The organism is Streptomyces griseocarneus (assembly GCF_014655595.1).
Lineage (GTDB): Bacteria > Actinomycetota > Actinomycetes > Streptomycetales > Streptomycetaceae > Streptomyces > Streptomyces griseocarneus.
Genome location: NZ_BNBL01000001.1, coordinates 1298004 through 1321359, shown reverse-complemented (window position 1 = coordinate 1321359; position 23356 = coordinate 1298004). Strand labels below are relative to the sequence as shown.

Below are 23356 nucleotides of genomic sequence, written 5' to 3'. Positions count from 1 at the left end.
GTATGCGCGCACTCGGCGGTTCAGAGGGCCGAGCGGCGCAGCGCGGGGCGCGCCTTCGGTGCGGCGGTCAGACGGGCGGCGACGCCGGCCGGGGTGGGGTGCTGGAAGACCTGGCGGATGCGCAGTTCCAGGCCGAGTTCGGCCCGGACCCGGCTGATGAGCCTGGTCACTTGGAGGGAGTGGCCGCCCAGGGCGAAGAAGTTGTCGTCCGGGGCGACGGAGTCGACCTCCAGGACTTCGGCGAAGAGCGCACACAGTGCCTGCTCCGTCGCGCCGCCGGCCGTGGGTTCTCCGGTGGGCGCGGTGGGCGCCTCTTCGGCGGTGCGGCGGACGGCCCGGCGCGGGGCGGGCAGTCCGGCGAGGGCACTGAACGGCCGGTCGGGGTCGGCGGTGACGGTGCCGAACAACGCTTCGAGTGCCGCGGCCACGTGCTGTGCGGTTTCGGCGGTGAACAGATCGGTCGCGTAGGTCAGTTCGCCGTGCAGGCCGTCCGGTGTCCCGTCGGCGCCGTACCGCTCCGCCATGTCGAGGGTGAGGTCGAACTTGGCGACGCCGAAGGGAACCGGCTGGGGGCCGGTGGTGAGGCCGGGCAGCTCCAGGCTGTCAGCGGGTGTGTTGTGGAGTTGGAGCATGACCTGGAAGAGGGGGTGGCGGGCGGGAGCGCGGTCGGGGTTGAGGGCCTCCACGACGCGTTCGAAGGGCACGTCCTGGTGCTCGTACGCCGCCAGATCCGCCTCCCGCACACGGGACAGCAGCTCCACGAAGCCGGGGTCGCCGGAGACGTCCGTACGCAGGACCAGGGTGTTGACGAAGAAACCCACCAGATCGTCCAGCGCCTCGTCCTCACGACCGGCCACCGGAGTACCGATCGGAATGTCCGTACCAGCACCAAGCCGCGACAGCAGCACCGCAAGACCCGCCTGCAACACCATGAACAACGTGCAGCCGTTCGACCGCGCGAGTTCCGACAAGCGGGCATGCAGCTCAGGACTCAGCCCCACCGGGACCGAACCACCGTCGTAGCTCGCCACCGCCGGACGGGGCCGGTCGAACGGCAGGGCCAGCTCGGCCGGAGCCCCCGCGAGCTCCTTCCGCCAGAAGTCCAGCTGCCGGGAGGCGACGCTGCCCGGGTCCGACTCCTCCCCCATCAGCTCGCGCTGCCACAGGGTGTAGTCCGTGTACCGCACCGGCAACGGCTCCCACCCCGGGCGGTTCCCCTGCCGGCGGTCCTCGTACGCCCGCGCCAGGTCCCGCAGCAGGGGGTCCATGGACCAGCCGTCGGAGGCGATGTGGTGCATCACCAGCAGCAGGACGTGCTCGTCCGGGGCGAGGCGGAACAGCCGCGCCTGAAGGGGCGGTTCGGCCGCCAGGTCGAAGCGGCGGGCCGTCAGGGACGCGACGGCCCGGTCCAGCTCCGGCCCGGTGACGTCCTCGGCCGTCAGCCCGGGGCGGGCCTCTTCCGGGGGCAGGACGCGCAGGGCCGGGTGGCCGTCGACGTCGGGGAACAGGGTGCGCAGCGTCTCGTGCCGGGCCACGACGTCGGCCAGGGCCTCCGCGAGAGCGGTGCCGTCCAGGGTGCCGTGGAGCCGGACGGCGAAGGGCATGTTGTAGGTGGCGGCCTGGTCCTCGGCCTGGTGGAGGAACCACAGGCGGTGCTGGGCGTGGGACAGCGGCGGGTGGTCCGTGTGCTGCCCGCTGACCAGCGGCGGCCGGGCGCTTCGGGCGTCGCCGGCCAGTTCGGCGAGTGCGGCCGGTGTCTGCGCCCGGAAGAGGTCGCGGATGCCGAGTTCGACGCCGAGGGTGGTACGGGCCCGGGAGATGAGCCGGGTCGCGAGGAGCGAATGACCGCCCAGGTCGAAGAAGCCGTCCTCGGCTCCCACGTCGGCCACGCCCAGGACCTCGGCGAAGAGGCCCGTCAGAATCTCCTCCCGTGGTGTGCGCGGCGCGCGGGAGCCCGCCACCGTGCGGTCCGGGGAGGGCAGGGCCTTGCGGTCGAGCTTCCCGTTCGGCGTCAGCGGGAAGGACTCCAGCGTCATGAACGCCGACGGCACCATGTGCTCCGGCAGGACCGATGCCAGTTCCCGCCGCAGGGCGGTCGCTTCGGTCGTGCGGCCGGCCGCGGGCACGACGTACGCCACCAGCCGCTTCCCGCCGGGGCCGTCCTCGCGGACCGTCACCGCCGCCCGGGCCACACCCGGGACCCGGGCCAGCGCCGCCTCGATCTCGCCCGGCTCGACGCGGAAACCCCGGATCTTCACCTGCTCGTCGGCGCGGCCGAGGAATTCCAGGGCGCCGGCGCGGTTCCAGCGCGCCAGGTCGCCCGTACGGTACATCCGCTCCCCCACGGCGAACGGGCAGGCCACGAACCGCTCCGCCGTCAGCGCCGGCCGGTTGAGATAGCCGCGGGCCAGTCCGGCACCGGCGAGGTAGAGCTCGCCGGCCACGCCCGGTGGGACGGGCCGTAGCGCCTCGTCCAGGACGTACGCCCGGGTGTTGGCCAGGGGGCGGCCGACCAGCGGGTGATCGCTGTCCGCCAGGTCCAGCCACAGGGCGTCGATCGTGTACTCGGTCGGACCGTAGATGTTGACGCCGATGATGCCGTCGGCTTCCCGGACCCTCGTCCACAGCGCCGCGCCGGTGGCCTCGCCGCCGAGCTGGACGACCTGGGGGCGGTGCCGGGGGTCGGCCAGCATGCCTTCCTCGACGAGCTGTTCGGCGTAGGTGGGCGTGATGTCGAGCACGTCGATGCCAGCCTCGGCGATGTGCCGGGCCATGGCACCCGCGTCGCGGCGGATGTCGTCGCCGATGACGTGCAGCTCATGGCCGGCGACCATCCACAGCAGCCCTTCCCACGACGTGTCGAAGGACAGCGAGGCCGTCAGCGCCACCCGCATCGGCCGGGCACTCCCCTGTGCCTCCTCGGCGCGGGTCATGAGACCGGCGCGGTGGAAGGCGTAGAGGTTGCGCAGTCCGGCGTGGTCGACGACGACGCCCTTGGGCCGACCGGTGGAACCGGACGTGTGGATGACGTACGCGGCGTTGCCGGGCAGGACGTCGAGGCCCAGGTTCCCGTGCGGGTGTCGTGCCGTCGCCGGGTCGTCGATCAGCATCAGATGGGCGCCGCCCGCCGTCGGCAGGGTTTCGGCGGTGGCGGAGTCCGTGACGACGAGCGCGGGGGCAGCGTCCTCCAGCAGCAGCGCGATCCGTTCGGCCGGGTATTCCAGGTCGACGGGAACGGACGCGGCTCCGGCCTTGAGCACCGCGAGCAGCGCCACCACCGACTCCTCGGACCTGGGCAGCGCCAGCGCGACCAGGCTTTCGGGGCCCGCGCCGCGCTCGGCCAGGGCGTGGGCCAGGCGGTTGGCGCGGGCGTTGAGCTCGGCGAAGGTCAGCGCGGTGTCGCCGTGCACCACCGCCGTCGCGTCCGGTGTCCGCGCGACCCGGTCCTCGAACAATTGCGGGAACGTGGCGTCGGGCGTGGTGAGAGCGGTGTCGTTCCAGTCCACCAGGATGCGCTCGCGTTCCCCGGGGGTCATCGGCTCCACCGCCGCGACCGGACGCAGCGGCTCGGCCGCCAGCTGCTCCAGCACCCGGGGCAGGCTCGCGGCCAGGCTCTCGGCGGTCTCCGGATCGAAGAGGTCCGCCGCGTACTCCAGCGCACCGCTGATCCCGGCCGGCCCGCCCTCGGCGTCCCGCCGCTCCCGGACCTCGACGGTCAGGTCGAACTGCGCCGTGTCGAAGCGAAGAGGCTCGTCGCGGACGTCGAGGCCGGCGAGTTCCAGGGTGTCGGTGGTCTCCAGGAGCTGGAACATGACCTGGAAGAGAGGGTGGCGGGCGAGGGAGCGGTCGGGGTTGAGGGCTTCCACGACGCGCTCGAAGGGCACGTCCTGGTGCTCGTACGCCGCCAGATCCGCCTCCCGGACGCGGGACAGCAGCTCCACGAAGCTGGGGTCGCCGGACACATCTGTGCGCAGGACCAGCGTGTTGACGAAGAAGCCCACCAGGTCGTCCAGCGCCTCGTCCGCACGACCGGCCACGGGAGTGCCGAACGGAATGTCCGTGCCCGCCCCCAGGCGCGACAACAACACCGCCAGACCCGCCCGCAACACCATGAACAATGTGCAGCCCCGCGACCGCGCCAGCTCCAGCAGCCTGGCGTGCAGCGCGGCGTCCAGCTCCACCGGAACCGAACCGCCCGCATGACTCGCCACTGCCGGACGCGGCCGGTCGAACGGCAGGGGCAGCTCGGCAGGGCTGCCGGCGAGCTCGTTGCGCCAGAAGTCCAGCTGCCGCGCGACGACGCTGTCCGGATCGCTCTCCTCCCCCAGCAGCTCCCGCTGCCACAGGGTGTAGTCCGCGTACTGCGCCGGCAACGGCTCCCACACCGGACCGTCCCCGAGCCTGCGGGCCGCGTACGCCCGGGCCAGGTCGTCGAAGAGCGGCCGCCACGACCAGCCGTCGAGAGCGATGTGGTGGACCACCAGGGCCAGCACGTGCTCGTCCTCGCCCAGCGCGAGGAGCGTGGCCCGCACCGGGGGCCGGTGCGCAAGGTCGAACTCCTCGTTCGCCAGTCGCTCCAGGACCCCACCCGGGCCGCCGTCCCCGGCCTCCACGACGTCCAGCCCCACGACCACGGCATCCGCCGGCAGCACCCGCTGGCACGGCTCGCCGTCGGTCTCGGGAAAGACCGTGCGCAGGGCCTCGTGCCGGCCGACGACATCCGCCAGGGCGACAGCGAGGGCGCCCCGGTCCAGAGGTCCGCGCAGCCGCAGGGCGAACGGGCAGTTGTAGCCGGCGCCTTGTCCCGATCGGCTCAGGAACCACAGACGTCGCTGGGCGAACGACAGCGGCAGGACGTGCGGGCGGTCCACGGTCCGCAGGGCCGGCCGTGCCGGGCCGAAGCGGTCCAGGCCGGCCGCCAGACCGGCGACGGTCGGCGTCGCGAACACCTGGCGGATGCCGAGTTCCACGCCGAGGGCGGTACGGGCCTGGGCGACGAGCCGCATGGCGAGGAGGGAATCACCGCCCAGGGCGAAGAAGTCGTCCTCGGCACCCACCTCGGGCAGTCCCAGCACGGCGGCGAAGAGACCCGCGAGGATCTCCTCCCGTCCCGGGCGGGGCCTGCGACCGCCGCGGCCGGTGCCGTGCTCGGGGGCGGGCAGGGCCTTGCGGTCCAGCTTGCCGTTGGCGGTCACGGGCAGGGCGGCCAGGACGACCACGGCGAACGGCACCATGTGTTCCGGCAGCGCCCCGGCCAGTTCCTCCCTCAGCCGGGCGGGCCGGAGTTCGGCGCCGGGTGCGGGCACGGTGTAGACGACCAGGCGGCGGTCGCCGGGCCGGTCCTCACGGACCACGGCGGCGGCCTGGGCGACGCCGGCGCAGCGGGCGACCGCGGTCTCCACCTCGCCGGGTTCGACGCGGAATCCCCGGATCTTCACCTGGTCGTCGGCGCGGCCGAGGTATTCCAGGGTGCCGTGGCCGGTCCAGCGCACGAGGTCGCCGGTGCGGTACATGCGGGCGCCGGGTTCGAAGGGGCAGGCGACGAAGCGTTCCGCCGTGAGGGCCGGACGCCCGAGGTAGCCGCGGGCCAGCTGGACGCCACTGACGTAGAGCTCGCCGGTGACGCCGGGGGCGACCGGCCGCAGCCGGCCGTCGAGGACGTAGGCGCGGGTGTTGGCGGCGGGGCGGCCGATGGGGACGGTGGTCGCCGCGGGTTCGGGGCGGCAGGGCCACAGGGTCACGTCGACGGCGGTCTCCGTGGGCCCGTAGAGGTTGTGGAGCTCCACGCCGTCGAGGGTGTCGAAGAACGCGGTCTGGGCCTCGGCCGGGAGGGCCTCGCCGCTGCATATCACCCGGCGCAGCGTGCTCGCGGTCGCGCCGGCGGCCGGTTCCTGGAGGAAAACGCCGAGCATCGAGGGGACGAAGTGGGCGGTGGTGACGGACTCGCGGCGGATGAGGTCGGCGAGGTAGGCGGGGTCCTTGTGGCCGTCCGGCTCGGCGACGACGAGCGCGGCCCCGGTCATCAGGGGCCAGAAGAACTCCCACACCGACACGTCGAAGCCGCACGGCGTCTTCTGCAGGACGCGGTCGGCGGCGGTGAGCGCGTACTCCTCCTGCATCCACAGCAGGCGGTTGACGATGGCCGCGTGCGGCACCAGAACGCCCTTGGGGCGGCCGGTCGACCCGGAGGTGAAGATCACGTAGGCCGGGTGATCCGGGGTGAGCGGGGTACGCCGGGCGGGGACGGCCGGGGTGGTGGGCGACGGCCCGTCGGCGCCGGGATCCGGCCCGTCGAGGAGGAGTCTCGGGACCGGGCTCGGCGGCAGGCTCCGCCCCGCGTCGCCGGTGGTGATCAGCAGGGCCGGTGCCGCGTCGGCCAGCATGCCGTCGATCCGCTGCGCGGGCTGGCCCTGGTCGATCGGCAGATAGGCGGCGCCCGACTTGATCACCCCGTACAGGGCCACGACGAGGTCGGCCGAACGCGGTACGGCCACTGCCACGACGTCCTCGGGGCCGATGCCCCGTGCGGTCAGCAGCCCGGCCAGGCGGGTCGCCCGGGCGTCCAGGGCGGCGTAGCTGAGGCGTTCGCCCCCGAAGACCACGGCGGTCGCGTCCGGGGTCCGTGCGACCTGGGCCTCGAACAGCTCCGGAAGGGTGGTGCGGGGCAGCGGCCGCGCGGTGTCGTTCCACGCGCGCAGGACGCGGTCGCGCTCGTCCCCGTCGAGGGGGTCGAGTTCCCCGAGGGTGCGGCCGGGGTCGACGGCCCACTGCTCCAGGAGCCGTGCGAGCCGGGTGGCGAGCCGCTCCGCCTGTGCCCGGCCGATGAGTTCGCCGCGGTAGTTCAGGCGCACCTCGAGGCGGGGTTCCGGTTCGACGACCAGGGTGAGCGGGAAATGCGTCGGAGTGTCGCGGAACCTGATGGACACGTCGAGGTCGTGGCCCGGCAGGGCGGGGGACGTGTTCACCGGGAAGTTGTCGACGACCACGTTGGTGTCGAACAGCGGCCCCTGGAGGCCGGCGGTGCGCTGGATGTCGGTCAGGGCCCAGTGATCGTGCTCCAGGAGCCCCACACGCTGGTCCTGGAGCTGCTCGCCCAGGGCACGCAGGGAGAGGCCGGGAGCGAGCCGGGCGCGGACCGGAACGGTGTTGATGAGCAGGCCCACCACGGTGTCGGCCCCGGGGAGTTCGGGGCTCCGCCCGCTGACGGTGCAGCCGAAGACCACATCGTCGCGGCCGGTGGCCTCGCCGAGGACCACCGCCCAGGATGCCTGCAGGACGGTGCTGAGCAGCATCCCGCTCCGGCGGGCCCGCTCCTTGAGGGCCGTGCCGGTGGCTTCGGCGAGCCGCACGACGACGTTCTCGGCCGTCGCCCCTGCCGGGTTCGTCGCGACCGGGCCCGGTGGGGCGATGAGGGTGGGGTCCTCGAGCCCGGCCAGCGTCGTGCGCCAGGCGTGCTCGGCCGCCGGCCGGTCCCGGCCGGCCAGCCAGGCCAGGTGGTCGCGGTAGGGGCGGGCCGGGGGCAGGAAGGGCGCCTCCGCCCGCGGTGCGGACCCGGAGGGCTCCTGCGCGTACAGGGCGAACAGCTCGTCGAGGAGGATGGTGAACGACCATCCGTCCACCACGATGTGATGTGCCGTCAGGATGAGCCGGTGGTGCCGGGGCGCCAGGGTGATCAGGGTGTGGCGCAGCAGGGGCGGGTTGCCGAGGTGCACACCGAGGGCCCGGTCCTGGTCCGCCAGTTCACCGGCCCGCGCCTCGGCGGGTCCGGAGCCGAGCCGTCGCAGGTCGATCTCGCGCCAGTTCACGGGGACGTCCCGGTGGACGACCTGGACCGGCTCACCGGTCCTGCGGTGGGTGAATCCGGTCCTCAGCGCGGGATGGCGCGCCATCAGGACGGCGGCCGATGCCTTCAGCCGTGCCGCGTCGAGTTCGCCGCGCAACTCGACGACGTACTGGTCGATGTAGAGACCGCCGTGCTCACGGTCGAGCCGTGTGTGGAACAACAGCCCTTCCTGGAGCGGAGTCAGCGGCAGGATGTCCTCGATCTCCGGCCGGCTCACGCCCACGTCCCCCCTTCGATGCCGCGCACGATCTCGTCGAACTCGTCCTGGTCGATCACCGGCAAGGCCCCCTCGGCCGGTCCGGGGTCCTCCGCGCCGGGTGATCCGGCGATCCTGGCGAGGGCCTCGACCGTCCGGTGCCGGAAGATCTCCCGAGGGGTGATCACCAGGCCGGCCTCGCGCGCCCTGGCGGCCAGCTGGATGGAGATGATGCTGTCCCCGCCGAGCTCCACGAAGGAGTCGTCGACGCCGACCGAGGCGAGGCCGAGGACCTCGGCGAAGACCGTGCACAGCAGCCGCTCCCGCGGGGTGCCCGGCCCTCGGCCCGGGGCACCCGCGCGGAGGTCCGGGGCGGGCAGGGCCTTGCGGTCGAGCTTCCCGTTCGGGCTGAGCGGCAGCGATTCCAGCGGTACGAAGGCGGCGGGGACCATGTGTTCCGGCAGCCGTTCGCGGAGATGCGCACGGAGCGCGGAGACCAGCGAGCCCACCTGGCGGGAGCCGACCGGGTCGTTGGTGTACGCCGTGAGCGGCACGCCGCCCGGTGCGGTGCGGCGGTAGGCGGGCACCGGATCGGCCACCGCGTCCGTGCGGCCCGAGGCGCCCGCGTCGACGAACAACGCCTCCATGGCACCGGCGTGAGCGGCGGGCCCGCAGGTGACGGCGGTCCGGTATCCGAGCCGCTCGCCCAGCCGGTACAGCTCCTCGGCGTCCACGCCGGCGGTCACGCCGTCGAGCGGCCCCTGCCCGTACAGGGCGGCCAGCACGGCTTCGGCGTCCTCCCCGGCGTCCAGTGTGCGCAGCGCGGCCAGTTCACCGGCGAGGCCGAGGTGCGGCACCCCGGTCACCCGCAGCGCGGCCGGACGGCGGGAGCCGAGGAACGCGGCCACCTCCGCGACGGACGCGAGGTCGCCGCCCCAGCGCAGCACGGTCTCCGCGGCCGGTGTGGGCAGTGCCCGGGGGTGTTTGTGCAGGACGACGTCATACCGGTGGCGGGAGAGCTCGTTGTGGTAGCGGCCCCGCTTGAGCTGTATGTCGACGGCCGCCACCTCGTCCGAGCCCTCGCCGAACGCCGCGAAGAAGTCGGGGTCGACCAGCAGCTCCCTCTCCATGACCAAGGCCTGTTCGACCGCCCGGCGCACCGCGTCCAGGCCCGTGTCGCCGCCGCGCCGGTGCAACTCGACGGCGGTCATGAGGCAGCGGTGCAGCCGCAGGTTGCGGACGTCCCCGACGAAGAGCCGGCCGCCGGGGGCGAGCAGCGCGATCGCCCGCTCGATGACCTCCACGAGGTAGTCGGCGTTCGGGAAGTGCTGAAGGACCGAGTTGAGAATGATGGTGTCGAAGTAGTCCTCCGGCAGACCGTCGACCACATGGGCGGCCTGGGCCCGCAGTTCGACCTTCCCCGCCAGGTGCGGCTGTCCGGCGAGTCCCTCGCGCAGTCCGTCGATGACCTCCACGGAGAAGTCGGTGCCCCAGTACGCCTCGCAGTGCGGCGCCAGATGGGCGAGGATCAGGCCGTTGCCGACCCCGAGTTCCAGGACCCGGCGCGGGCCGAGCGAACGGACGCGGTCCAGGATGAAGCCCCGCCAGACGCGCATCTGCTCCAGCGGGATGGGGGTGCCGTCGTAGACGCTGGTCCAGACGGCGAAGTTCTCGCCGAACTCGCCCGCGGTCGCCTCGTCCCGGTAGACGTCCTCGTAGACGCTCAGCCACTCCTCGACCTGCCGGAGTTCACTCGCCTCGTCGCGCCCGGCCCGCCCGGTGGGCACGACGTAGGCGACCAGGCGCGGCTCGCCGGGGGTGTCCTCACGGGCCACCACGGCGGCCTGCGCGACATGGTCGTGCTCGGCCAGGACGGCCTCGATCTCCCCGGGCTCGATCCGGTGACCGCGCACCTTCACCTGCTGGTCGGTGCGGCCCAGATACTCCAGTTCACCGTCCGTCCCCCAGCGCGCGAGGTCACCGGTCCGGTACATCCGGCTGCCGGGCCCGCCGAACGGGTCGGCGACGAAGCGCTCGGCCGTCGTCCCCGGCCGGCCCAGATAGCCGCGGGCCAGGCCGGCTCCGGAGATGTAGAGCTCGCCGGGGACCTGGGGAGCGACCGGGCGCAGGGCCTCGTCCAGGACGTGGACCCGGGTGCCGCGCAGCGGACGGCCGATGGCCGGGGTGCCGGGCCGCTCGCCGAGAGGCGCCGCGGTGGACCAGATCGTGGTCTCGGTCGGACCGTACAGGTTGGTCACCTCGCTGCCGGTCGTGGCCATCATGGCGGCCAGGTCGGGGGGCAGTGCCTCGCCGCCGACGAGCATCCGGAGCCCGCGCAGCACCTGCGGAGCGTGGGTGAGCAGGAGCCGCCACAACGACGGGGTCGCCTGGAGGACGGTGCCTCCGGCCGAGGTCACCAGGCCGGCGAGTGCCGCCGGGTCGCGCACCACGTCCCGGTCGGCCAGCACCACGGTGGCGCCGGAGACCAGGGGCAGGAAGATCTCCAGGGCCGCGATGTCGAACGACAGGGTCGTCACCGCGACCAGCCGGTCCTCGGAGGTCAGGGGGAACCGGGCGGACACGTCGGTGAGGAAGGCGTCCAGCGCGGAGGCGGGGACGACGACGCCCTTGGGCAGGCCGGTGGAGCCCGAGGTGTGGATGGCGTACGCGGGGTGGCGGGGGTCGCACGGCGACGGGAGATCCGCCTCGTCCAGGTCGGAGCCCGGACAGTCCGCGAGCAGGAGTTGGCACCCCGGCTCGTCCAGGACGATCCTGCGGGGCCCGACCTCGGCGGCCGGCAGGGCACCCGCCGCCGCACGGGTGGTCAGCAGCAGGTGGGGGCGGGCGTCGGCCAGCGTGAAGGCGATCCGGGCGGCCGGGTGCTCCGGGTCGACCGGCACGTAGGCCGCTCCGGTCTTCCGCACGGCCAGGAGCGCCACCACCATGTCCACGGAGCGCGGAACGGCCAGCGCCACGAACCGCTCCGGTGCGGCGCCGTGCATGACGAGCAGACGGGCCAGCCGGTTGGCCCGGGTGTTGAGCTGCTCGTAGGTCAGCTCGACGTCTCCGGCCACGACCGCGGTGGCGCGGGGGGTGCGGGCAGCCTGACGCTGGAACGCCTCGACGAGGCGGATGCCGGTCGCGGCCCGGTCGCGGCCGGGTTCGTGGTGTGCGGCGCGGCCGGTGCCGTCGTGCTGGTCCATGGGCATGTCACATCACTTTCTGGAGCCGGCCGGTGAGTGCCGGAATGCGGTCCGGGAGGGTCCGCCAGACCTCGGGGGTGTAGAAGTGGCCGCCGGGCAGCACGTCGTGCCGGTGGGCGGCGGTCGTGAGGGCGCCCCAGCGGGTTCCGGTGTCGTCCCCCACGACCGGGTCGTCCGCGCCGGAGAGGACCTGGAGGGGGACGGTGACCTTCGCCCCGCCGTAGGTGAAGGTGTCGCGGACCCGGAGGTCGGCGCGCATCAGCTCCACCGCCATCTCCGTCAGGTCCTCGTCATCGAGGACGTGCGCGGGCAGCAGCCCGTGGGTGCTCATCCAGGTGAGGAGTTCGTCGTCCGTCCCGCGCGGGTCGGGGAACCGGTCGCGCGCGGTCAGGCCCCGGTCGGGGGCGTTGCACGAGGACACGACCAGGGTCTCCGGCAGCGGGTCGCCCGCCGCGGCGAGCCGGGTGGTGACGTCGAACGCCATCCAGCCGCCCATGCTGTGCCCGAAGAGGACGTACGGGACGCCGGGCGCCGTGGCGGCGCGGACGGCGGCCGCGGCGTCCTCGGCGAGGGCCTCCCAGCTGTCGGCGAAGTCCTCGGCGAAGCGCCCCTCACGGCCCGGGTAGCAGACGGCGAGGAGGTCGGTGGCGGGCGGCATCGCCGCGGCCCACTCGTGGTAGGCCGCCGTGCCGCCGCCGCAGAAGCCGAGGCACACCAGCGTCCGTTCCGCCCGCCCGGTGTCCTTCAGGGCGACCACCGTGGTGGCCGGTGCGGCGCTCATGCCGTCCTCCCCGCGCGCAGCGACTCGGCGTGCCCGGCGAGGTCGCGCAGGCGTGGGTGCCGGTAGATGTCCTTCGTCGGCATGACGACGCCGATGCGCTTCTTGAGCCGGGAGACGACGCGCAGCGCCACCAGGGAGTGGCCGCCGAGGGCGAAGAAGTCGTCGTCGGGGTGGATGTCGTCGCGGCCGAGGACCTCGGCCCACACTCCGGCGATCAGCTCCTCGATCTCGCCGTCGAGGCCGTCGGAGCCGAGTGAGCCATCTGAGCCGGGGCGTTCCGCGTCGGCTTCCGGCTCGGGCAGGGCGCGTACGTCGACCTTGCCGCTGACGGTCATCGGCAGGGCGTCCAGGGCGACGAACGCGGCCGGGACCATGTAGCCGGGCAGCACCGCCGCGGTGTGCGCCCGCAGCTCGTCGGGGGTGGGGCCGGCGCCGCCGGACGGCACGTAATGGGCGAGGAGGCCGGTCTCCTCGCGTACGGTCGCCACCGCACCGGTGACGCCGGGGTGCGAGCGCAGCGCCGCCTCGACCTCATGGAGCTCGACCCGGTAGCCGCGGAGCTTGACCTGCCGGTCGGTGCGGCCGAGGAACTCCAGGGTGCCGTCGGCGCCTCGGCGGACCTCGTCGCCGCTGCGGTACATGCGGGTGCCGTCCGCGGCGAAGGGGTCGGCGACGAACCGCTCGGCGGTGAGCCCGGGCCGGCTGGTGTAACCGTTGGCCAGGCCGGGCCCCGCCAGGTAGAGCTCGCCGGCGGTGCCGGCGGGGGCGGGGCGCAGGGCGCCGTCGAGGACGTACGCCCTTACCCGGGGCAGGGGGCTGCCCAGGTGGGGACCCGGGCCCTCGATGCGGCAGGCGGTGGCGTCGACGGTGGTCTCGGTGGGCCCGTAGAGGTTGAACGCCTCGATCCGGCCCTCGGTCCACGCGTCGGCGAGCTCGCGCCACATGCGCGGCGGCACCGGCTCGCCGCCGATGAGGAGGCGCAGCATGCGCTCGGGGGGCGCCTGCGGCAGCAGGTGGGGGGCGAGGGCTTCCCAGTGGGAGGGGGTGAGGTCGAGGTCGGTCACCCCGTGCTCGGCGAGGAGCGCGGCCAGCCGGTGGGGGTCGGTGCGGTCCGCGTCGTCGAGGACGACCAGGGTGTCGCCCCGGCACACGCGGACCCACTGCTGGACGGAGGCGTCGAAGGACATGCTCGCGTTCCAGGCGACGACGCGGTGGCCGTCCGCGTACACGCCCCGCTGCTCCAGGCCGGCGACGAGGGAGGCGACGCCGCCCCGGCCGGCCTCGACGCCCTTGGGGGTGCCGGTGGAGCCGGAGGTGTGGATGACGTACGCCGGGTCGTGGGCGGCCGGTGCCACGCGCGGCGGGGCGGGGGTGCCCGTGGGGCCGGGTGCGAGGACGGGCACGCCGGTGAGCCAGGCGGGGGTGGTGTCCGCGACCAGTGCGCGCAGCCCGGCGCCGGCGGCGATGCGGGCGAGCCGGGCTTCGGGGTGGGCCGGGTCGAGGGGGACGTACGCGGCGCCCGCGCGCCACACGGCGAGCGGTGCCACGACCCAGTCCACGCCCCGGGGCAGGCCGACTCCGACCCGGTCGCCCGGACCGATGCCCAGGGCGTGGAGGCGGCCGGCGAGGTCCGCGGTGCGGGCGTCGAGTCCGGCGAAGGTGAGGGTGCCGTCCGGCCCGATGACGGCCGTGCGGTCGGGCAAGGCCCGTACGGTCTGCCGGAACCGGTCCACCGGGTCGGCGGGGAAGGGGAGTCCGCCGCGGTCAGCCATGCGAGGACACCGCCTCCGGCGCCGGGCTGGGCGCGTCGGCGGCGGGCGCGACGGTGGGACGGCAGTCGGCGAGCGCCACGGGGGCGCCCATGGCGACCACGATCCCGCGGTCGCCGCGGAAGGCGTCGCGGCCGTGCGCGCTGAGGACGTTGTCGACGAGCAGCAGGCCGCCCGGTTCCCACGCCCGGCGGACGGTGGCCGCCTCGTAGGCGGCGTTGACGGTGTCGAGCTCGTCCCGGGTGAGGGGCAGGCCGTCGCCGAAGCCCGTGTTGAAGGGCAGGCCGTCGTGGCCGAGCTCGTCCACGAGGGTCTCGCGGACCTCCTCGTCCAGCGACCACTCGTTCCAGAACGCCAGGTGGTTGAACCACACCTCCTCGCCGGTCTCCGGGTGGTGGACGGTGCCGGGGCGCAGTTGACGGGTGCGGAGGTTGCCGTCCTCGTCCCAGGAGCGGGAGATGAGGTTCTCGGCGCAGTAGCGCTCCACCTCGGCCGGGGAGTCGGTGGCGAACGCGGACCGCCAGTCCAGCGAGAGGTGGTCGGAGTAGGTGCGCCTGAGCAGCCAGCCGTGGGTCCGCATCCGGTCCACCAGGTACGGGGGGAGGTTGCGCAGCACGCTCCGGCAGTCGGCGACGGGGGTGGCGCCGCCCTGCTCGGGTGCGGTGAGGCAGCCGAAGAGCAGCAGCCCGGGGAAGGTGAGGGTGTAGCTGTTCTCGTTGTGCATCCTGATCGGCTGGGCGGCCGGCAGGTCCGTGGAGGAGTAGACGTCGCCGCCGAAGTCGCTGCGGGGCGTGGCCTTCTCGCGGTAGGGGGTGCGCTGCGGCATGAGCACGTCCCGGACCCGCGCGAAGGTCTCCACGCTGTGCACGGGCAGGCCGCGTACGTACACGGCTCCGTACGCCCGCAGGCCGACGCGCAGTTCGGTGTGCGCGTACTCCAGCCAGGCGAGCGCCTCCTCGGCACCGGCGAGGCGGGGGGCCACCAGGGTGGCGGGCCCGCCGGGCTCGACGGTCCAGCGGGCGGTCACCGGGTCCCGCCCGTGGCGCGGTGGCGGATCTCCAGGGTGCAGCACTTGACGCTGCCGCCGCCCTTGAGGAGTTCGGACAGGTCGACGCCGACGGGCCGGAAGCCGCGGGCGGCGAGCTTGCCGGCGAGGGCGGTCGCGGCCTGCGGGAGGAGGACGTTGAGCCCGTCGGAGACGGCGTTCAGGCCGAACACCTCGGCGTCCGCCTCGTCGGCGAGGATCGCGTCGGGGAACAGCTCCCGCAGTGTCCGCCGGCTGTCCTCCGAGAAGGCGGCCGGGTAGTACATGATCTCGTCGTCGTCGAGGACGGCGAGCGCGGTGTCGAGGTGGTAGAAGCGCGGGTCGACGAGCGTCAGGGTGACGACGGGGACGCCGAACAGTTCCTGGGCCTCGGCGTGCGCGGCGGGGTCGGTGCGGAAGCCCGTGCCGGCCAGCACCCGGCCGCCGGCCACCAGGTAGTCGCCCTCGCCCTCGTTGGTGTGCTCGGCGGCCTTCACCTCGGTGTGGCCGGCGTTCTCGAACCACGCGCGGTAGGCGGGGGCCTCGGCGGCCCGCTGCTCGTAGCGGAAGTTGGCGACCAGGACGCGGCCGTCGTGGACGGTGGCGCCGTTCGCGGAGTAGACCATGTCGGGCAGGCCGGGGACCGGCTCGATCAGGTCGACGGTGTGGCCGAGCTGCTGGTAGAGGTCGTACAGCCGCTCCCACTGGAGCACGGCCAGCGCGGTGTCGACCGGCTTGGCGGGGTCCATCCAGGGGTTGATGCGGTAGTCGACGGCGAAGTGCGTCGGACGGCACATCAGGTAGTGCCGGGGCCGGGCCGTACGGACCGGCTGCCGCTGTTCGGGCATGGAGGGTCTCCGGATCGGGTGGATCGGGCGGGCGGGACCGGGGCGGGAAGGGGCCGGGACGGGGAGGCCCGTGCTACGGCTCGCGGGTGAGGGCGATCAGGGAGGCCGGGCGCATGTCGGTCCAGCTCCGCTCGATGTGGTCGAGGCAGGCGGCCCTGGTGTCCTTGCCGTGGACGACGGTCCATCCGGCGGGCACGTCGATGCCCGCGGGCCAGAGCGAGTGCTGGTTCTCCTCGTTCGTCAGAACCAGGTACTCGCCGTCGTCGCCCTCGAAGGGGTTGGCCATGGGGAATTCCCTCTCTGCATTGGATGGGGGGTGGTACGGGTCCGGGGTACGGCGGCGCACCGGCGCGGCGTGCGTGCCGGTGACCGACGGGGCTGTCACGGGTGGGCGGATGCCGGCCCTACGCGGGGCGGACGGCGCGGACGCTCCAGTCGCGCAGGAGCGGGGACATGGCCAGCGCGCGTCGGCAGATGCCGAGGGCCGCGGCCTCGGCGGCGGCCTCGGAGAGTGCCGTGGTGAAGATCCCCAGGTGGAGGCGGCCGGGAGCGCAGCGCGTGCTGATGTGCTCCAAACGGTCCTCGGCGGCTGCCGCGACCCACAGCACGGCGGCTACCTGCGCTCCGTCGAGTACCTGACGGGCGCCGGCCCCGGTGGCGGCCAGAGTGATGACGGTCAGTCGCATCGTCGGGGGTACGTCAGTCCCAGATCACAGCGGCCGCACCACCTGAGAGGTCGGGGCCTGCCGGGCTGCGGTGGCCGGGACGGCCGGACGGCCGGGTGCGCGGGTACGGACTGCCATGGGAAACGCCTTGTCTGATCGAGCTGTTCGGGCCTGCTCCTGCTGGAGCCGATCGGGCGGCCGGTCCTCGCACGCCGTCCCGGTGGACACCATCCTGGTCGCCCGACCACGGGCCCGGGAACCGGTTCGGGCCGGTCCAAACCGTCCAGGCCGGTTTGTGCCACGGGCGGAAGCAGCCCTCGATGGGCGTTGATCCGCTGTTGACCGCCTACGCCCAGACTGTCCGGCACGGGGGCACCCACCGCCCGGAAAGGGGAACTCATGTTCGCAACGCTCGGCCTGGAGACGACGGACGAGGCGGTCTACCGGGAGATGCTGGAGTCCCCCGCCCTGGGAGTCGAGGAGATCGCGGCCCGCCTGGCCACCTCCCCGGACCGCGTCCGGGCCTGCCTGGACAAGCTGTTCGAGCTCCAGCTGATCCAGGAGTCCTTCGAGGCGCCCGGCCGCTTCCTGGCGGTCGAGCCGGCCGTGGGTCTCCAGCAGTTACTGGCCCGGCAGCACGACGAACTGATCGAGCGGCAGCGGCAGATAGCCGACAGCCACGCCTCGTTCATCCGCATGCTCGCCGGTACGGGGACCCGCTCCTCCCGCGGCGGCGGCGTCGAGCGGCTGGAGGGCATGGACGCGGTGCAGCGACGGCTCCGGGAGCTGGCCCGCGACGCGGCCCGCGAGGTGCTGACGTTCATGCCCGGCGGACCCCAGTCGGCGGCGGCCCTGCGGGCGGCACGGCACAACGACGAACACGTCCTCGGGCGCGGGGTGACGATCCGTACGATCGGCATGGACGGGGTCCGCGAGGACGCCGCGACCCTGGGCTACGCGCGGTGGCTGACCGAACAGCGCGGCGAGTTCCGCACCACGGCGAGCCTGCCGCCACGGATGGTCCTCGTCGACAGGGCGTCGGCGCTGATCCCCATCGACCCGGGCAACACCCGCAGAGGCGCCCTGTGCCTGTCCGACCCGGCCCTGCTGGCCCCCTTGATCGCACTCTTCGAGCAGACCTGGGAACGGTCCGCCCCCCTCGGCACCGAACACCACCACGCCCTGTCCGACCGCGAACGCGCCCTGCTCGCCTGCATCGCCCAGGGGCACACGGACGAGTCCGCCGCCCACCAACTCCACGTCTCACCGCGCACCGCCCGCCGCATGATGGCCTCCATCATGGACCGGCTCGGCGCCCGCAGCCGCTTCGAGGCGGGCCTGAAGGCGGCGCGGCTGGGCTGGCTGTGAAAGGACACGGTCTCAGGACTGCTGCCGACCTGGCCCCGGATCCCCTTCCGGCTTCGGGGAGGAGTGAGGTGTGAGCCTGGCGGACACGACGTGCGAGACCACGACCGAGACGATCACCAACGGCATGACGGTGAGCCCCTGCGACCCGAGCAGCAGGGTGGCGAGCAGGACGGAGACCAGCGGAAGTCCGAGCATCGCGGCGCTCATCGCTCCGATGCCCGTGGCGAACCCCGCCATGAGGGACAGCCCCGGGAGGTGGGAGAGCAGGATGCCGCCCGCCGCGCCCACGAACATCGAGGGAAAGACGGGGCCTCCCCGGAAACTGCTGAGCGAAGCGCAGTAGGCCAGGCCCTTGCACAACACCAGGAGCAGCAGTGCTCCGGCCGAATACGCGGTGCTGTGGGCGAGGAACGGACCCAGCGCCGTCTGGCCCGAATACAACACGTCGCTCTGCGGCTTGCCCGTGCTCTCCGCGTAGGCGATCGCCAGTGCCCCCACGACCAGGCCCATGACCACCGTGGCCGGCACACGCCGGCGTTCGACGTGCGTCTTCAGGTGAACGGCGAGCCACCGGATTCCCACGGCCACGACGGCGGCCGACAGTCCGATGACGAGCGCCCAGCCGAATTCCGCGGCCGTCGGCGTCACGGCCTCGGGCAGGTCGGGGAGCGCCAGCGAGTAGGTGCCCAGCCCGGTCCAGGATCCCAGGCCGATGAAGATGAGCGCACCGAGGCCCGCGGCGAGCAGGCCGGGCACCAGCACCAGGGCCATCATCGGTCCACCGAGCCCCGAGGCCTCCATCAGGAAGAACGCCCCGAGCAGGGGCGACCCCAGCAGGGAGCTGATCGCCGCGAAACTGCCGGCCGCTCCCATCATCGCGATCACCTGCGCCGGCGCATCACGCCTGGCGAGGCGTACGGCACCCGCGGCCAGTCCGCCGCCGAGAGCGATGAGAGGCGCTTCCGGTCCGAGCACCGCACCGCAGGCCAGAGTCGCCAGGGCGGCGAGGAAGATGCCGGGGAGCTCGATCGGTGTGGGCGCGCCTTGGGGCTTGAACCCCTCCGCCGGCTCGTGACCGCCCTTGCCCGGCAGGTAGTGCACCGTGAGCCCCACGAGCAGTCCCCCGATGCCGAGCAGGGGCAGCGGCCACCAAGGCGGCGTGTCGTGGAATCCCAGCGCCTTGGGCAGATCGGTGTAGAGCATCGGCTGGAGTTCGGCGACCAGTGCGAGGAAGCCGAAAGCCGCCGCGGTCACCGGCACGCCGACCACCGCGGCCATCACCAGGAGCAGCACGTAATTGCGGCTCCGGAGGATCGTGAGCGGATCCGGCGGCGGCGCGTCCGTGGGTCCTGCCTTGGCGTCCGGCATGCGCCCTGCCTCCTCGCGACGCGGACCCGAGAGGTGGTTTCACCGGTTGTCCTCAGCGAACCCCGACCGCCGCGTCACCCGCTGCGGGCGGCGTTTTCCCACCCTGGCACACCGTCCTCACGCGGGCATTCCGAAGCGGCCCAAGCGGGGCGCACGAGCCCCTCAGCGGCCGGCCTGCTCCGGTGTTCGCGCGGTACCCCGCCTGCCGGGGGCCAGCAGAACCACCGTGTCCCCCGGCCCGGGCAGCGGTGTGCCCGCGTCCGTGACCGGATCGAGGCGCCCGTCCGGGCGTACCAGGAACAGCAGGTCGCAACCGGGCGGCAGAGCGGCGCCGGCGGGCTGGGCCAGGACGGCCGCCCCGTCCTCGTACCTGCGGGAAAAGGCCGGCCACGTCAGATCCGCGCCGAACAGGACCTCGCCACCGACGAACGGCGCCACCACGCCGTGGCTCTCGGGCGGTGCGGCAAGGTGGTGGACCGCCCCCTCCACGCTGCCGCGCAGAATCGTCGCCGCCAGTGCGTTGAAGTCGTCCTCGGCGGTGAGGAAGAACACCGCCGTGATGCCCTCCAGCTCTGCGCCCTGGCCCGTGACGGCGGCCAGTAGTTCGCCCGGCGCGAGCTCGATCCCGGCCTGCCTGATGCGTTCGCGCTGCTGCTCCCGCCCTGCCCACATCACGACCTCCAGCCCCGCCGACCTCAGGGCCACACCGAGGTCGACCACCCACGGGTCGCCGCCGACCAGCAGCGGACGCGAGCGGGAGGGGCGCACGGCGCCCAGGAGCCGGGCCACGGGCGAGGCGGTCAGGCCGTAGAGCGTCACGGTCGCGACGATGACCACGAACGTGGCGGGGAGGATCTTCGCTGCGCCGTCGATCCCCTGGGCCACGAGGCCGGCCGAGAACGTCGACGCGGTGGCAGCCGCGACGATGCCGCGCGGCGCCATCCAGCCGATGAAGCCTCTCTCGCCGCGCGTCAGGTCCGTGCCGAGGGTGGACACCGCCGCGACCACCGGTCTGACGGCCAGCACCAGAAAGGCTGCGAGCCCGAGCGCGGGCAGCCCCACATGGCGCAGCGACTGCGGGGTGACGGTGGCCGAGATGGAGATGAAGAGCAGGCCCAGGATCACGGTGACCAGGGTTTCGAAGAACGGCCGGCGCGCCGGGACGTCGATGCCGGGGAGGTTGGCGACGGCCAGGCCCATCATCACGGCGGCGATGAGTCCCGTGTCCTCGCGCAGGACATCGCAGAGGGCCGCCACACCGATCACCGCTGCGAGCTGCACCGTGGTGCCGAGCACCTCACCGAGCGGCAGCGCCCGGAACAGCCACCACAGCAGAGCCGCCCCGGCCACGCCGCCGGCCGCTCCGATCCCCACACCGGTCAGGAAACCCGCGGCCACTCTGTCGAAGTAGTGCTCCGTACTGGCCGTGACCGCATGGAAGACCAGTGCTCCCAGGATGCCTCCGACCGGGTCGATGAGGGAGCCCTCCCAGACCAGGATGTGCTGGAGCCGGTCCTTCGGACGCACGAAGCCGAGCAGCGGTCCGACGACCGTCGGCCCCGAGACCACGAGGATCGCGCCGGTCATGACGGCCGCCCGCCGGGACATGCCCAGCAAAGGCGCGGCGAGGAGCGCGCCGAGCAGCCATGTGACCGGTACCCCGATGCAGATCAGCCTGGAGACGACCCGGCGCCGGTGGCCCCTCATCCTCGCCAGGTCCAGCCCGAGGCCCGCGTCGTAGAGGATCACAGCGACGGCCAGCGACACCAGCGGGGAGAACGCCGCCCCCAGCAGCCGCTCGGGGTTGACGTCGTCGATCAGCGCGCCGGCGGCGAAGCCGACCGGCAGCAGGACGATGAGGGCGGGGATGCGCAGGCGGCTCGCCAGGACCTGCGAGCCGACCGCGAGCATCAGGGTCAGGCCCACTCCCATGAGGACCTGATCCGTCGTCACGGACGGCCCCTTCGCCGCGTGGTGGGCCCGGCGGGGATCAGGGCGAGGGCCATGACGCCGCCGTCATTCCCCCCATGGCGTGATCCCCCACCGGACGGTGTGCCGCTCCCCCGGACCGAGGCTGACGAGAGCCGTGCCGCTGCGGAAGGCGTCCGGTGGGCAGGTCATCGGTTCGACGGCGACCGCGCGACGGCGCTCCCCCGGTGGGAGGGTGTCGCCGGTGTAGAGCTGCACGTAGTCGGCTCCCTCGCCGAGCCACACGTCCGTACCGAACGCACCCGACGGATGGGCCAGGCGCACCACGGCCCGTCCGTCCGGGTCCCGGTCGAGGTCGCCGAAGGGGGTGTCCAGCCGGCGCGCTCCGACAGGCTGCGGGGTGCGCAGGTCGTACGGCGTCCCCGCGACCGGCTCGGCGGCCACCGGCAGGCCGCGCTCGTCGGTGCGCAGCCACGTGCGGGCGGGGACGGTCAGCACCGACTGGTCGACGACCGCGGTGCCCGCCGTGACGTAGGGATGGTGGCCGAAGCCGTAGGGGGCGGCGCTCGCGTCGAGGTTGTGCGCGGTGACGGCGACCTCGAGCCCGCCCTCGCCCAGGGCGTACTCGGCGCGGAGGTGGAGACGGAACGGGTAGCCCGGCTGCGGCCACAGCGGAACCTCCAGGACGGCCCGGCTGTCGCTCGCCTCCACGACCTGCCACGACGTCCACCGGAGCAGTCCGTGGATGGCGTTGCCGCTTTCCGGCTCGGTGAGCGGCAGCTGGAGGTCCTGCCCGTCCCAGCGGTAGCGGCCGTCCCGGATCCGGTTGGGCCACGGCACCAGGATCTGGCCGCGCCCGCCGGTGATCCGGTCGTGTGCGGCGAATCCGTCGACCACGGTGCGTTCTCCGACCGAGTACGTCCGCAGCGCCGCGCCCAGCTCGACGACGACCGCACTGTGCGCACCGTGGCGCAGCGTCAGCTGCCGTCCGGTGCGGCTCTCCTGCACGTGTGGCCTCCTCGGTCCGCCCGGCCGGCGTCCTCGGCCATGGGCGCGACGGCGGCCCGCGGACGTGGCCGCCACCTCGGGAGCGTGCTGCCCCGCACCGGCCCGGTCAAGCGCGACACGTTCCCGCGGGCGCGATCGCCCGGGACGTTCGCCCACTGGGGTGCTCCCGGACGGGACGGCGGCCTCATCCGCCGCCGGAGCGCCCGCTGCGCCGGCCGATGTACCGCCAGACGGCCCGCTGGAATCTGAGCGTCAGCACGCCCACCACGATCAGCAGCACGATGTTGAGCAGGAGCTGGACCAGGGATCCGCGCGCCTCGCTCCAGCTGGAGAACGCGCAGGAGACGCCGATGTCGGCGGCGGCGGGGATGGTGGTGACCGAGATGAAGACGCCGAACAGCGCGCTCGTCCGGGCCTGTGTCAGCGACACGATCCCGACGACGCCGGCCAGGACCGCGACGACGACCGAGAAGACGTCGGGGGCGTCGATCAGTGTGGAGACCGGCCTGATGCCCAGGTCGAACGCCTCGGGCTGAAGGCCGAGGCCCCGGATCGTCCAGGAGAACAGGAAGGTCACCACGACGGCCAGCAGGAATCCCGCGGTCAGGGCGAACAGGCCCTGCCGGATCCTGACGCGGTTGCCGTGGTCGAGGCCCAGCGCGACGCTGGTGATGGCGCCGTACTCCGGTCCGACGACCATCGCCGCGACGATCAGGATCTGGGAGTTGGTGATGATTCCCACCGCTCCGATGACGCCCGCGCTGACCAGGTAGACGTAGAAGCTCGGCAGATAGGTGCCCTCGGCGCGGATGCGCGCCTCGACCTCCTCCCAGACGGGCGCGTGCGCGAGCGCCCCGAGCTGCTGCTTCTCCGCCTCGGCCGCGGTGCCGGAGAAGGCCATCTCGACCGGCTCGATGATGATGGATCCACGGCGGTCGATTTCCAGCTCGCGCAGACCCCGCAGCACGGCGTTGGCCGCACCCGCCAGGATGTCGCATTCCACCGCGTCGCCGTCGGGGTTGCGCGCCCGCTCGGGAAGGACCATCAGGTTGAAGACGTAACGGTCGCCGGTCAGCAGCCCGACCGCCCGGGGAGTGAGATCAGGGGGGCTCACCAGTCGGATGTGGATCATCTCCATGCACGACCTCCGTCGCTCCGCCGGCGCCGCACCGGGGCGCTGCGCTGCCTGCGCTCCGGGCCGGGGCCCACCTGCAGTCGGCCGACCCCAGCCAGTAACGCCCGCCGGAAGGGCGGTCGGCAAACCGGGTGCGGTACCCCGGCTCGGCGGCCGCGGTCGCTTCAGCCGCAGGGTCAAGCACCGGCTGCGGTGTCCCGGCGGCCGCCGCCGTTGCGC

Annotated in this window: 13 protein-coding genes; 1 reads left to right on the top strand and 12 read right to left on the bottom strand. The window is 73.5% G+C overall.

The annotated features are described in order from the left end of the window. Positions 1–20 precede the first annotated feature (20 nt). From IE295_RS05315 to IE295_RS05280, 8 genes are all read right to left on the bottom strand, one after another. Entirely contained in the window at positions 21–8060 is an 8040-nt protein-coding gene (locus IE295_RS05315; RefSeq protein WP_190062219.1) for a non-ribosomal peptide synthetase, read from the bottom strand. After that, positions 8057–11248, bottom strand: coding sequence for an amino acid adenylation domain-containing protein (locus IE295_RS05310; RefSeq protein WP_190062218.1), 3192 nt, complete (start codon positions 11246–11248; stop codon positions 8057–8059). Before IE295_RS05310 ends, IE295_RS05315 begins: the two co-directional genes overlap by 4 nt. 1 nt (position 11249) lies before the next feature. Further along, complete coding sequence (locus IE295_RS05305; protein ID WP_190062217.1) at positions 11250–12023, bottom strand: thioesterase II family protein; 774 nt, start codon at positions 12021–12023, stop codon at positions 11250–11252. Further along, entirely contained in the window at positions 12020–13795 is a 1776-nt protein-coding gene (locus IE295_RS05300; RefSeq protein ID WP_190062216.1) for a non-ribosomal peptide synthetase, read from the bottom strand. Before IE295_RS05300 ends, IE295_RS05305 begins: the two co-directional genes overlap by 4 nt. Next, positions 13788–14819, bottom strand: a complete 1032-nt coding sequence (locus IE295_RS05295; RefSeq protein ID WP_190062215.1) for a TauD/TfdA family dioxygenase — start codon at positions 14817–14819, stop codon at positions 13788–13790. Before IE295_RS05295 ends, IE295_RS05300 begins: the two co-directional genes overlap by 8 nt. Then, positions 14816–15664 carry a dimethylargininase gene (gene ddaH, locus IE295_RS05290; protein ID WP_190062214.1) on the bottom strand — a complete coding sequence of 283 codons (849 nt, stop codon included), beginning with the start codon at positions 15662–15664 and terminating at the stop codon, positions 14816–14818. Before ddaH ends, IE295_RS05295 begins: the two co-directional genes overlap by 4 nt. Before the next feature lie 73 nt (positions 15665–15737). Next, positions 15738–15950, bottom strand: a complete 213-nt coding sequence (locus IE295_RS05285) for an MbtH family protein (protein ID WP_190062213.1) — start codon at positions 15948–15950, stop codon at positions 15738–15740. A gap of 118 nt (positions 15951–16068) precedes the next feature. After that, complete coding sequence (locus tag IE295_RS05280) at positions 16069–16350, bottom strand: hypothetical protein (RefSeq protein ID WP_190062212.1); 282 nt, start codon at positions 16348–16350, stop codon at positions 16069–16071. A gap of 378 nt (positions 16351–16728) precedes the next feature. Here IE295_RS05280 and IE295_RS05275 point away from each other — a divergent pair, with 378 nt between their 5' ends. Continuing rightward, entirely contained in the window at positions 16729–17697 is a 969-nt protein-coding gene (locus IE295_RS05275; protein WP_190062211.1) for a helix-turn-helix transcriptional regulator, read from the top strand. Between the two features lie 12 nt (positions 17698–17709). Here IE295_RS05275 and IE295_RS05270 read toward each other — a convergent pair whose 3' ends face one another. From IE295_RS05270 to IE295_RS05255, 4 genes are all read right to left on the bottom strand, one after another. Then, the gene (locus IE295_RS05270) at positions 17710–19065 is read right to left on the bottom strand and encodes a chloride channel protein (protein ID WP_190062210.1); all 1356 of its coding nucleotides are present in this window, start codon (positions 19063–19065) and stop codon (positions 17710–17712) included. Between the two features lie 162 nt (positions 19066–19227). After that, the gene (locus tag IE295_RS05265) at positions 19228–21018 is read right to left on the bottom strand and encodes a cation:proton antiporter (protein WP_190062209.1); all 1791 of its coding nucleotides are present in this window, start codon (positions 21016–21018) and stop codon (positions 19228–19230) included. Positions 21019–21081: 63 nt separating this feature from the next. Beyond that, entirely contained in the window at positions 21082–22002 is a 921-nt protein-coding gene (locus IE295_RS05260; protein ID WP_190062208.1) for an aldose 1-epimerase family protein, read from the bottom strand. A gap of 184 nt (positions 22003–22186) precedes the next feature. Further along, complete coding sequence (locus IE295_RS05255) at positions 22187–23140, bottom strand: DUF389 domain-containing protein (protein WP_190062207.1); 954 nt, start codon at positions 23138–23140, stop codon at positions 22187–22189. Positions 23141–23356: the final 216 nt, after the last annotated feature.

Bases quoted from the DNA above. Each gene is read 5' to 3' on its own strand.
- IE295_RS05305 (WP_190062217.1), bottom strand. From the start codon at position 12,023: ATGAGCGCCGCACCGGCCACCACGGTGGTCGCCCTGAAGGACACCGGG.
- IE295_RS05300 (WP_190062216.1), bottom strand. From the start codon at position 13,795: ATGGCTGACCGCGGCGGACTCCCCTTCCCCGCCGACCCGGTGGACCGG.
- IE295_RS05285 (WP_190062213.1), bottom strand. From the start codon at position 15,950: ATGGCCAACCCCTTCGAGGGCGACGACGGCGAGTACCTGGTTCTGACG.
- ddaH (WP_190062214.1), bottom strand. From the start codon at position 15,664: ATGCCCGAACAGCGGCAGCCGGTCCGTACGGCCCGGCCCCGGCACTAC.
- IE295_RS05275 (WP_190062211.1), top strand. From the start codon at position 16,729: ATGTTCGCAACGCTCGGCCTGGAGACGACGGACGAGGCGGTCTACCGG.
- IE295_RS05270 (WP_190062210.1), bottom strand. From the start codon at position 19,065: ATGCCGGACGCCAAGGCAGGACCCACGGACGCGCCGCCGCCGGATCCG.
- IE295_RS05310 (WP_190062218.1), bottom strand. From the start codon at position 11,248: ATGCCCATGGACCAGCACGACGGCACCGGCCGCGCCGCACACCACGAA.
- IE295_RS05255 (WP_190062207.1), bottom strand. From the start codon at position 23,140: ATGGAGATGATCCACATCCGACTGGTGAGCCCCCCTGATCTCACTCCC.
- IE295_RS05280 (WP_190062212.1), bottom strand. From the start codon at position 16,350: ATGCGACTGACCGTCATCACTCTGGCCGCCACCGGGGCCGGCGCCCGT.